The organism is Winogradskyella luteola (assembly GCF_019203985.1).
Classification (GTDB): Bacteria; Bacteroidota; Bacteroidia; order Flavobacteriales; family Flavobacteriaceae; genus Winogradskyella; species Winogradskyella luteola.
In genome coordinates this window covers 20,390-30,520 of the sequence record NZ_JAGSPD010000020.1, presented here as the reverse complement: position 1 = coordinate 30,520, position 10,131 = coordinate 20,390, and the positions used below count along the sequence as shown (strand labels likewise).

Genomic DNA, 10,131 nt, shown 5'->3' with positions numbered 1-10,131 from the left:
ACTCATGTTAAAAGATTGAGCAGAAAAACGATTTGCTTTTCAAAAAATGAAAAGTATCTTGAAGCTCATTTAAGAATCTATTTTTGGGGATAGTAGTTCTGAATTAAAGATTCTTAATAAAATTAAACGTTCTTTAAAAATACTGCAATAAAAGCAGGAAACAGCTTTGATTTTTTAGTGAAACAGCAAAAAAATCATCTTAGGCTACTATCCCTTCGGCTTAAAACATAAAGGGTATAATGACGTGGTCTCTGCTAATGTGAACCCCGTGGCGAGCAGGTTTAAGTATAACGGCAAGGAACTTGAAGAGGCATTGGGTTATGATATGCATGAATATGAAGCGAGGCACTATGACGCAGCATTGGGTAGATTTGTAACTATTGATCCTCTCGCAGAAGATTATTCATTTCAATCGACCTATGCTTATGCGGTTAACGACCCGATTAGATTTATAGATAAATTAGGTATGGGGCCTGCTGACCATTACTATGATGAAGATGGCAATTATCTAGGTTCAGATAATAGAGCTACGGATAACAAAAGAGCTATTTCTCGTGCAGATTATTATGATGTCATAACTCAAGATACAACCCAAGAAGATAAATACATGCAACTTGATAGTAAAAGTAAAATAATAGAAAATAAAATAACGTCTGCTCAGGTAAATGATTTGTGGGAAAATAGTAATGCTGAAGTTCCAATAGGTGGAACAGATGCTGATGGAAATGTTAGAAAGGAGCAAGCAGGACTTATAGTCTTTGATTTTGAAAATGCTGAAATTAGAATGAATGTCCAACCAGATGATGGTAATAATTTCAAATCTTCGGATAACTTTGTTGGACGTGTTGACGGTAAACCTACATCAAAAGGAACTTTAATTGTAGGTCAGATACATACCCATCCTAATAATTCTGGTGATGGTGGACTTTCTTTTCATAGAGATCCCACTACAAGTGGCGCAACTGGTGATAGAAGTTTTAGTAATAGATTAGGTGGTATTCCAGTGTTTCAATTGGATACTAATTTTCTTGATGTTGAAAATGGTTCTAGTGCTAGTTCTGTAAATAATCTTAGAACTAATAGACAAGCCAGATCTGGAAGTTTTAATTTGGGGTACGAAGCGTTGAATCAATTAAACAAAATAAAATTATGAAATACTTATTAGTACTTTTTATTCTTTCTTTTATTTCATGTAAAAGTCAAGACATAACTACTCAAGATTATAAAATTATTTTTAGTGAAGAAGTAAAAGAAGATCTATTGAAGAATATTTCTAAAACCAATAAAAATTATATTCTTCTTTCGAAGAATACTGATAAAAAGCTTTATGAAATTCAATTAAGGGATTGTAAAAACTGTTATTTTGAAGAATTAATTGATGAATCAAAAGAGATTATTAATCTGGATTCTAAAGTTAATGTGTCTATAATAAACGAAAGTTCAATAAAAAACTATGAGTCTGATGAGGAAGTTGTAATAAGAACTGGTGGCAGTTATATTATAGAGGTTGATTACAAGGGTAACATAATAAAGAGTTATATCGGTGACTAGGTAATGTAGTAAACTGGTGCTTTTGAAAAAGCAGAAAATTTGATATTGACTATCAATAGATTATAAAAAGAATAAGTTCTCAATTGAGGGTTCTGTCGCATCTAATACTACTAATTTAAGGAAATTATATCTTTGGTATAAAACATCATGTTCAAAGGCCATTGTTTTCCAAAATCAATTATTATCCAAGCCGTATATTTCAAATTTAGATTTGGATTGAGCTATCGTGAAATTGAAGAACTGATGTCAATCAGAGGTGCTAAAGTAAACCACGCCACCATCCAACGTTGGGTATTTAAGTTTACACCCTTACTGGAAAAAGAATTTAGAAAACGAAGGAAAGCTGTTGGGAAACGATGGCGAATGGATGAGACCTATATTAAAGTAAAAGGAAAATGGTGCTATTTATATAGAGCAGTTGATAAGCAGGGGAATACTATTGATTTTCTGTTGACCAATAGAAGAAAACGGATGAGTGCCCAATCGTTCCTTATCAAAGCTATTGAAAATAATGGAAAACCCGAACTGATTAATATAGATGAGAGTGGCTCTAACAAGCATGCCATTAGAATCTATAACAAACGCTCATTTTCTAAGATTCAAATTAGGCAACGTAAGTACTTGAACAACATTGTTGAACAGGACCATCGCTTTGTAAAGAAACGAATAGTGAGATGCTTGGGGTTTAAAGAATTTGAATCCGCCAAAAGAACTTTGTCCGGTATTGAAATGGTGCATATGATTAAGAAAGATCAATTGATTTCTAATAGAAAATCTATGTTTAAATCATTCTATGCTTTAGCTGGCTAGAACATTATTTAACAACTATATTAGATCTAAATTTATTAGATGCTACAGATACGAATAAAATGGACATAAAAATTAGGAAATGGCAACTATCGGATATTGAAAATCTTGTTCAATATGCTAATAATAAAAAGATTTCGGACAATTTAGCTGATGCTTTTCCTTTTCCCTGTTCAAAAAATTTTGGATTGGAATTTATAAAGAGAGTATCAAATGAGGAGCCGACAAAAATTTTTGCAATAACGTCTGAAAATAATGCTATTGGTTCGATTGGAATATTTCCTGACCAGGATATTTATAGAAAAAATGCAGCTATTGCATATTGGATAGCTGAACCATATTGGGGAAAAGGAATTGCGACATCTGCAATTGAAAAAATTTTGAGATATGGATTTGACAAACTTGGACTGACAAGAATTTACGCCAAACCATTTGGAACGAATATTGGTTCACAACGTGTTCTGGAAAAAATAGGATTTGAATTAGAAGCGACAATCCCAAAAGCTGTATTTAAAAACAATGTGTATTTAGATGAAAAAATATATGGAAAAAGAAAAACTACGCACAATTCTGGTATAGGTTTCTATACAAGACAAAATTAATTTTTAATTACAATTTTCCCACAGTTGATTTCATAGTTATTAAGTTTATAAATAAGTTCATCTTTCTGTAATTCAAATCCTGCTCTTATTGTTCCGTTTACACCTTTGTCCGAGATTACAACCGAATAGAAAAGATAAGAGCTATTTGGTTCAATTACTGTTTTCAATTTAGAGGTTTTATTTATGTTTTCGTCAAGGAAACTTATTATATCCAATCCGTAATTCGGTAATTTCTCTTTCTCAAGTGTCATTTCGTCATTTGGTATGAACAATTTGAAGTTTATGTTAGGTTCTGAAGGGATAGCAAATAAATTAGCTGAAAAATCAATTTCTAATTCCAAATTAGAAGATGCTTTATTAGTAATACAAGTCCAAAATGTTACGTAAACGTATTCTTTTCCGTTTGTTGTTGTAAATCGTTGTCCGCCTTTGGGATAACTATTCTGAATGGTAATACCTTTGTTAATTTCATTATCATACTCAAATTCGGTATGAAAACTTTGTCCCATTATAGTATTACAGAGCAGAAAAAGGGTGAAAAAGATATTAAATTTCATTGGTCTGTTTGTTTTTTGGCTTACGCACAATGGTCTCGGCTATGATTTCGTTGCGGTCAGAAAATCATTAGATTTTCAACCGTAGAAATCAAGCTGGTTTAAAGTTAGTTATTTTGTTTTAGTTCATTGTTGTAAAACGTTTTTAGTTCAGAAGATAAACTATTTTTAAGGAAACTGAAGGCATATACTTATCTATGAAATAATCATTGTCATCCAAACTTAATGACATTAAATTTGAACCATTTACCTCTACGGTTTGACCATTTAACTCTTTTAAAAAGTCTCTTGGTTGTCTGAAAGATATCATTTCGTAGGTAAGCGCAAGTTGCACATTTTCGCCGAAAGTGTACCCAAGTCCTAATCCACCATCTAATTTCTGATTGAATAATCCTGCTCCGCCTAATGCAGAGTTAAATGTAACTAAATTGATAGTTGTTACTATCGAAAGTCCACTTGGAACAAAGTAAGGGTCTCCAACAGGATTTCCACTTCCATCAAGTTTACGATAATAACTTCCTCCTCCTAACCATTTACTCAGAATTGGAAATGAGAGAGTCGTCGATAGAAGGAAAGAAGTTTTAGATGTATTTTGTAAAGTCAGAGTAGTATCAATCGGTGATATTCTTGCGTCTACCAATTCATCAAATGTCTGGTTAAAACCAAAAGAAACTCCAAATTTTATTCCTTTCTTTTTAATATTTCCAAGTTGTTCAGCATCATCTTTGGAAATTTCTTTTGTTCCTTCTATTTGTCCGTAAGAAACAGTAAAACAAAATAAAAGAAGTAATAGTAAACTTTTTTTCATAATTATAGTATTTAGATTGGTCAATTTCGTATTAATTAAATTAGCTGGCAATACCTATTTCTGGGTATTTTCAAATGTTTTACAACGGTCTTGTATATGAAAAGTAGCGGATTTTAAGTACTAACTTTTCGGTTTGACAATGACCTCTAATTTTCTTTGATTTAAGCACTTAACCCGCTATTTTTTATATACGTTGTTGCCAGTATTGCTTTTTTGAATCGTATCGTTTTTCTGATTTTCTATCCGCTCTCTTAAAATCAAATTTTGTTCTTTCAAAGCTTTAATATATTCTTTGAACTCTTTAATTTCAATGGGATTTTCAATTTTTATTTCTTCTGGTTTTGAATTGATGAACAATAATGAAGCACATAAAAAAACAACTAATATTGATGTGAAAATATTACCAAACCTAAATGAGTTGTAAGCTGTAATCAGATTTGTAGCTTTTACATTGTTAATGGCAATATTGTCATTGATTGTTAATAGAGAATCTTTTATCTCCATTTTTAAAAATTTCTTGATGCTAATTTCTTGCTGACTTAAAACAGAATTTGGTGAATTCTTACCATAATTGAATTTCTTAACATTAAAATTCTTTAATGCATTATTTATAGTAAGAATGTAAAATAGATAAGCAAGGGCCAAAACAATTATAAATAGAATTTTGAGAATAAGACTAAAATCTAAAACCTTGTCTATAATAAATGGGATGAACAAACTTAATAAAGAGAATATCAATCCAGTTTGTGCAATTAACTGTGACGTTTTATTTTCAATTACATTTAATCTGTTGTTTTCTTCATTTTCAATCTCTTTTAAATATGCTTTATGTAATTCTAATTTCTTCTCTCTAGAGTTAGTATAATCATTGATGTTGTAATTATATGGCTTTTGAAATTCTAGCTTTTTGAAAAGTCCAAATGACTGAAAGAGTAATTTAAGTTTTGTCATTTTCTAAAAATTTAATTATTTCATCAGACATTTCTTGTCCAGTCTGCATTTCAATCCAAGCCCATTGACCGTTTGGATTTATTTCTAAAAACACGTATTCATCTTTCGGTGTTTTAATTATGTCGATTGCACCAAATTTAATATTTAACTCTTGCAAAAGTGATACACATTTGTCAGATATGTCTTTTGGAATGTCAACAATATTAAATTCAAGTTTTTCTTTTCTCCAATCATTTTTCGTGTTTTCATTTGATTGAGAATAAACTGAAGAAGCAAAAACTTTATTATCAATTACTGTTACACGAATTTCGTAATCTTTCTTTACGTTTTCTTGAAATATACAAGGATTGATATCGAATTCATCAATTGAATCTATAAGTTTTTGACTAACCGAATTTGTAAAAATAAAAGCAACATAATTGTTATAATTAATCCTTGTATGAGCTAAAGGTTTAATAATAATGTCCTTGTTGTTTTTATTATAAAATTCTTTGATTTTTTCTTTTTCGTTGGTTATGATTGTTTGAGGAATATTAAAACCAATTTTTTTTGCAATTTTTAGTTGAAGAGCTTTGTTTTCAGCGTTATAAACAAATTTAGGTTCGCTTAACCATTTTGCATTTATTGTTGCAAAAATGTTCTTGAGAAGCGAATCATATTCGGTAAGGATATAATGTTTTTCTTCTTGTTTTAAGTTGTTTATATCTGGGAATTTAGTTCGTCTGAACCAAACAGACTTGAAGTTATTTACTCCGTCAAAAGAGAAAGTAAAATCATTGTTGAAATCAAAGCTATAATTCGTGTTTATTAAATCTTCGCAATTAAGTCTTTTGTATTGAATTCCTTTTTTGTTTAATTTATTAACTACAAAATCGACTGTATAGTCTTGTTTATGTGTAATTATTAGAATCATTTAATATCTTCATCAGAATCCACAGCTTCAGAAGATTCCGTAAGTGTCGACGTTCCCATAAGCTGAATTAAACTATGAATATTTGCGTCGCTATCAGTGGCTTCCATTTCAGTATAAGTTCGAGTAGCAGTATCCATTCGAAAATCAGCGTCAGAATCTGATGCTTCTCCTCCAGTTTTTGTAAATGTTTCTGTTTCCATATTCAGAGAATCAATAGCAGGTAATTTTGTCGTTTTATCTACACTTAAATTCAATTCATTATCATACTCGATAATGGAATAATCAAACTCGCTTTCCGTTGGTTTTTCTAAAAATTCAAATGTTATTGGTTTCATAGGTTTTTGTTTTTCCGCATTACTGGCAACAACCAAATATACGTATTGCTGTTATCTTCATTTTAATTATGGTGGTCATCCAAAATTACCTTGGTTATATAAATATATGAAATTCGGATAGTTTGCATGCAATTATGTACAATAACATTTTTTGCAAAGCGAGTGTTGTGCTGTTGACCTAAAACATTGCTGAACAGTTCCAGCTTATCCTATTTCCAACAATCCAATCACACTTCCAATATGACCAGGGCACCAAACAGTTTCGTCTTTATCACGTAGCGAGGTCGCTATATTATGAACAAATAGACATTGAAAGTCATTGAAGTTAGAGATTGGTAGCCGCTTAAATGAAGTAAAATGGCACTTTATTTCTAGAGGCTGGCCAAACCCCAAGGGACTTAAACGATGCCATCGTTCAACCTGTGCATTTGCTCTATTGGATCTGTCCATACCTTTTTCCCGTTGACCATAAGCTGTATGGGCGTGGCATTGACCGCCCCCGATTCACGCCTGATGTCCGTTTCCGAAGGGGTGCCATATCCATCCCCAAAACGTGACTTAAATATATAGATGAAGTCGTTTATCCTTCCCGTTGCGCTCCTGTTGTTGTTAGTCCCGTAAAACATTATCCCGTCGGTCAGCCCCAGTGCCTTTTCCATCGACGGGGAAAGGTCGATCCCGTCGTGCCGCAATTGCTCGAGCAGCCTGCCGGCGAACAGTTCACCGATCCTCCCCAGATACTGTTTGTCCACACCGATCAAGAAGATCGAATAGTGCGTCCTTGCGTGCACGAACACTATGCTCTTTCTTCTGTTGATGGTGAACAGGTGTGCGTTCCAGTCCGAAACTTTCAGTGCAAGGGAATCTTCTGGAAGGTTACCGTCCACATCCACAATGTAGTCGGTCAGCTTTTTTGAACAGAATACCCTCATAGCGTTGGGTGCTTTAATATTGGTGCCATGTAGATCTCAAATAACAACGGTTTTGTGCTCGCCGCATCATGCAACAAAATAATAAAAACACGTTTTGTCCACCGTGCTTCGAGCCACTAAAATTACATGTTTTTGTCCAAACGTACGTGCCATGCCACAGGACATTGCACCGGTGCAGAAAAAAACATCCCCTTGAAGGGGATGCCGTATTAAATTGTTTCGTCCAAAGTTGCCGGTCAGTTGCCCTTTGGTGGCCTGGTCACCTTCCGTTCCTTTTTCCCAACGGGCTTAGGTCTTTGTTCTCCCGCAACTTCGGATACGGACTTTTCGGCAACGAGCCTGTCCTGTTTTTCCTCCTTGCTCCACTTCTCGGTCACATAGGAAATGATGAACAGTTCGTTACCGATCAGTTCCAATAACTCTCGGTTCTCCATTTCCGCCAGGTTATGTTCCTTGGGAACGGTGCCACCGAATTTCTTCTTCAGGATCTCTATGAGCTCCTTTCTTGAAAAGTGGAACACAAGGTTCCTGCCCATAGGGCTTTCCGTCTCTTTTTCCAGTGCCCGGTTTCTCAGAGCCGTGGCAAAATGTTTCATCAGTTGTTTTTTGTTGTCATCCATAGTTTTTGAATTTTTAATTGTGATCTATTGAATTGTTCTGTCCTTACCAGAAGTTCCAACTGTTCATTGGCCTCTTGGTAGGTTTCGTAAAAGGTCTTCGGTTCTTTGCAGTAGTGCTCAAAGGCACCGGGCTCAAGGGCGACGAGGATAACGTATACGCGTACCATGTCTACGGTCTTTTGTAGCGGTACAGTACGTGCAGTTCCCCTGGACTGAACACCCCGTCGGCATAGAGCTGCTGCATCACCGCCGTTGCCTCCTCCTCTTTGCTGAAATAGAAGTTGGGGTGCGAGGTCACGGTGTCCACGTCCTTTTGGGACACATCGCTGCCGTAGATGCCGTACATCTTCATCAGCTTTCTGGACTTAATCAAGAGTAATTTGTAGTTACTACGGTCATAACTATCCCAATCCTCAATGGGTTTACTGGCTAAATAGTGGGTATGTAGTCCCAATTGAGATAATACTTCCCATATTTCTTCACTACTTATTTTTTGCTGTTTAACCTCACAATGGTTCTTTATGGTCCGGCACAAGTGCTCATAGTCCTTGGACTTTGCTTTCTTGGTCACTAGTTCTATTTCTTCTTTAGTCCACCCTTCTTTTTTTGCTTGGTGCACGAACAGTCCGAGGATGACAAAAGAGTTCACGTCGTAACTGGACAGGTCAAGATTGACCGTCTTATTAATGGTTCTTTTCATATGTAATTGTTTTAATATTTATTTGTTATGTCTTGCTCTCGCTAAGCGGATAGTTGGCCGTAAGCACTTCTGTCTTTCTGCCCCTTGGTTTAGAGCCTTCAGCTTTTCTAGCTGATAGCGGTCTGTCAAAACTCTTGGTGTGCCATCCGAATTCCTTGGTATACAGTTCAAGTACATCAACAAATGGGTAGATGAAGTTAAAAGTGGTGATGCAGAGAATCATGAAAGTAGAGCGGCAGTATATTACTGGAAACATATTTTTGGTTTGGACGGGTTTACAAGATATGCACAAGGGGAACCACCAAATAATCTGCTTAACTATGGTTATGCAATTTTAAGAGCAATTACCGCTAGAGCGCTAATAGGGTCAGGTATGCTGCCAACAGTTGGAATATTTCATAGAAATAAATACAATGCATTTTGTTTAGCTGATGATATTATGGAGCCTTACCGCATTTATGTTGATGTATTGGTAAATGAAATTATACAATCTGGTGATTCTTACCATGATCTAGACACTGAACTTAAAACACAATTGCTTCAATTACCTGTAATGGATGTAAACATAGACGGAAAGAAAAGCCCCTTAATGGTTGCCATGAGTAGAACAACTAATTCGTTACATGAGTGTTTTATGGGGATCAGTAGAAAATTATTATATCCCATATTTGAGTAGTCATGTATGGAAAAAGATTATTACTCCAGATTAAATCAATATAGAAGTATGTGGGTTTTAGTATTTTTCGACCTTCCGACCGAAACACAAAAAGATAGAAAAGCGGCAGCTAACTTTCGTAAAAAACTTTTGAAAGATGGATTTACAATGTTTCAGTTCTCCATCTATATGAGGTTCTGTGCCAGTAGGGAAAATTCTGAAGTACACACTAAACGTGTTAAACAAAGTTTACCAGAATATGGCAAAGTGGGGATATTACAAATTACTGATAAACAGTTTGGAATGATTAAACTATTCTATGGCCAAAAACCAGCGGAATTGGAAAAACCCGCTCAACAGTTAGAGTTGTTTTAAATAATCCTAATTTTTTCGATTCTAAAGAACAACTTAACATGCAGTATATCAGTTTTTTAAATCTAAATATACTGCGAATGCTAAGTAAAAATACAATTCTGAAAGCAATTCACAACTGAGTTGCTACTAACCTATATGTTTTGGCATCCATGATAATGATGCGCTTTCTATTGCTTTTTGACGTAATGTCTTTTTCTGTTTTCTTGTCAGAGGTGTATCCGTTACCAAATCCCTTACCTCGCTTTTTAAACCAGGCTCTTTGTCCAACATGAACTGTATTAATTCTATTGATTTGCTCATTTAATCTTACTTTTTAGCTCACCTTCTT

The 10,131-nt window shown here is 34.4% G+C and carries 16 protein-coding genes and 1 pseudogene; 7 read left to right on the top strand and 10 right to left on the bottom strand.

Annotation, left to right across the window (positions count from 1 at the left end; translation table 11 throughout):
* From KCG49_RS16605 to KCG49_RS15815, 5 genes and pseudogenes are all read left to right on the top strand, one after another.
* Window positions 1-93 (top strand): annotated as a pseudogene (locus KCG49_RS16605) (IS1 family transposase); the annotation flags it as partial.
* 100 nt (window positions 94-193) lie between these two features.
* Entirely contained in the window at window positions 194-1,153 is a 960-nt protein-coding gene (locus KCG49_RS15830; RefSeq protein WP_369680373.1) for an RHS repeat-associated core domain-containing protein, read from the top strand.
* A complete protein-coding gene (locus KCG49_RS15825; protein WP_218547897.1) occupies window positions 1,150-1,551 on the top strand; it encodes a hypothetical protein in 402 nt (133 codons plus the stop codon). Before KCG49_RS15830 ends, KCG49_RS15825 begins: the two co-directional genes overlap by 4 nt.
* 147 nt (window positions 1,552-1,698) lie before the next feature.
* The gene (locus KCG49_RS15820; RefSeq protein ID WP_218547896.1) at window positions 1,699-2,361 is read left to right on the top strand and encodes an IS6 family transposase; all 663 of its coding nucleotides are present in this window, start codon (window positions 1,699-1,701) and stop codon (window positions 2,359-2,361) included.
* 59 nt (window positions 2,362-2,420) lie between these two features.
* Window positions 2,421-2,960 carry a GNAT family N-acetyltransferase gene (locus KCG49_RS15815; protein ID WP_218547894.1) on the top strand — a complete coding sequence of 180 codons (540 nt, stop codon included), beginning with the start codon at window positions 2,421-2,423 and terminating at the stop codon, window positions 2,958-2,960.
* On the opposite strand, the gene KCG49_RS15810 is transcribed toward KCG49_RS15815, so the two are convergent.
* The 9 genes from KCG49_RS15810 to KCG49_RS15770 form a co-directional block, all read right to left on the bottom strand.
* The gene (locus tag KCG49_RS15810; RefSeq protein ID WP_218547892.1) at window positions 2,957-3,517 is read right to left on the bottom strand and encodes a hypothetical protein; all 561 of its coding nucleotides are present in this window, start codon (window positions 3,515-3,517) and stop codon (window positions 2,957-2,959) included. The genes KCG49_RS15815 and KCG49_RS15810 overlap by 4 nt on opposite strands.
* Before the next feature lie 142 nt (window positions 3,518-3,659).
* Complete coding sequence (locus KCG49_RS15805) at window positions 3,660-4,322, bottom strand: hypothetical protein (protein WP_218547891.1); 663 nt, start codon at window positions 4,320-4,322, stop codon at window positions 3,660-3,662.
* Between the two features lie 177 nt (window positions 4,323-4,499).
* Entirely contained in the window at window positions 4,500-5,273 is a 774-nt protein-coding gene (locus KCG49_RS15800) for a hypothetical protein (RefSeq protein WP_218547890.1), read from the bottom strand.
* Entirely contained in the window at window positions 5,260-6,186 is a 927-nt protein-coding gene (locus KCG49_RS15795; protein WP_218547889.1) for an MvdC/MvdD family ATP grasp protein, read from the bottom strand. Before KCG49_RS15795 ends, KCG49_RS15800 begins: the two co-directional genes overlap by 14 nt.
* Window positions 6,183-6,521: a hypothetical protein gene (locus KCG49_RS15790; protein ID WP_218547888.1), complete on the bottom strand. Its 339-nt coding sequence runs from the start codon at window positions 6,519-6,521 to the stop codon at window positions 6,183-6,185. The genes KCG49_RS15795 and KCG49_RS15790 overlap by 4 nt, the downstream gene beginning before the upstream one ends.
* 398 nt (window positions 6,522-6,919) lie before the next feature.
* On the bottom strand, window positions 6,920-7,453 hold the full coding sequence (locus tag KCG49_RS15785) for a DUF6933 domain-containing protein (RefSeq protein ID WP_218547887.1): 534 nt from the start codon (window positions 7,451-7,453) through the stop codon (window positions 6,920-6,922).
* A gap of 236 nt (window positions 7,454-7,689) precedes the next feature.
* Window positions 7,690-8,073, bottom strand: coding sequence for a hypothetical protein (locus KCG49_RS15780; RefSeq protein WP_218547886.1), 384 nt, complete (start codon window positions 8,071-8,073; stop codon window positions 7,690-7,692).
* On the bottom strand, window positions 8,049-8,240 hold the full coding sequence (locus KCG49_RS15775; RefSeq protein WP_218547885.1) for a hypothetical protein: 192 nt from the start codon (window positions 8,238-8,240) through the stop codon (window positions 8,049-8,051). The genes KCG49_RS15780 and KCG49_RS15775 overlap by 25 nt, the downstream gene beginning before the upstream one ends.
* A 2-nt stretch (window positions 8,241-8,242) precedes the next feature.
* Window positions 8,243-8,773, bottom strand: a complete 531-nt coding sequence (locus tag KCG49_RS15770; RefSeq protein WP_218547883.1) for a hypothetical protein — start codon at window positions 8,771-8,773, stop codon at window positions 8,243-8,245.
* Window positions 8,774-8,912: 139 nt separating this feature from the next.
* Between KCG49_RS15770 and cas1 the strand changes: the two genes are divergently transcribed.
* Window positions 8,913-9,449, top strand: a complete 537-nt coding sequence (gene cas1, locus KCG49_RS15765; RefSeq protein ID WP_218547882.1) for a type II CRISPR-associated endonuclease Cas1 — start codon at window positions 8,913-8,915, stop codon at window positions 9,447-9,449.
* A 6-nt stretch (window positions 9,450-9,455) separates the two neighbouring features.
* Window positions 9,456-9,803, top strand: coding sequence for a CRISPR-associated endonuclease Cas2 (gene cas2, locus KCG49_RS15760; RefSeq protein WP_218547880.1), 348 nt, complete (start codon window positions 9,456-9,458; stop codon window positions 9,801-9,803).
* 126 nt (window positions 9,804-9,929) lie between these two features.
* Here the strand turns inward: cas2 and KCG49_RS15755 are convergent, their stop codons facing one another.
* A complete protein-coding gene (locus tag KCG49_RS15755; protein WP_218547877.1) occupies window positions 9,930-10,103 on the bottom strand; it encodes a hypothetical protein in 174 nt (57 codons plus the stop codon).
* Window positions 10,104-10,131: the final 28 nt, after the last annotated feature.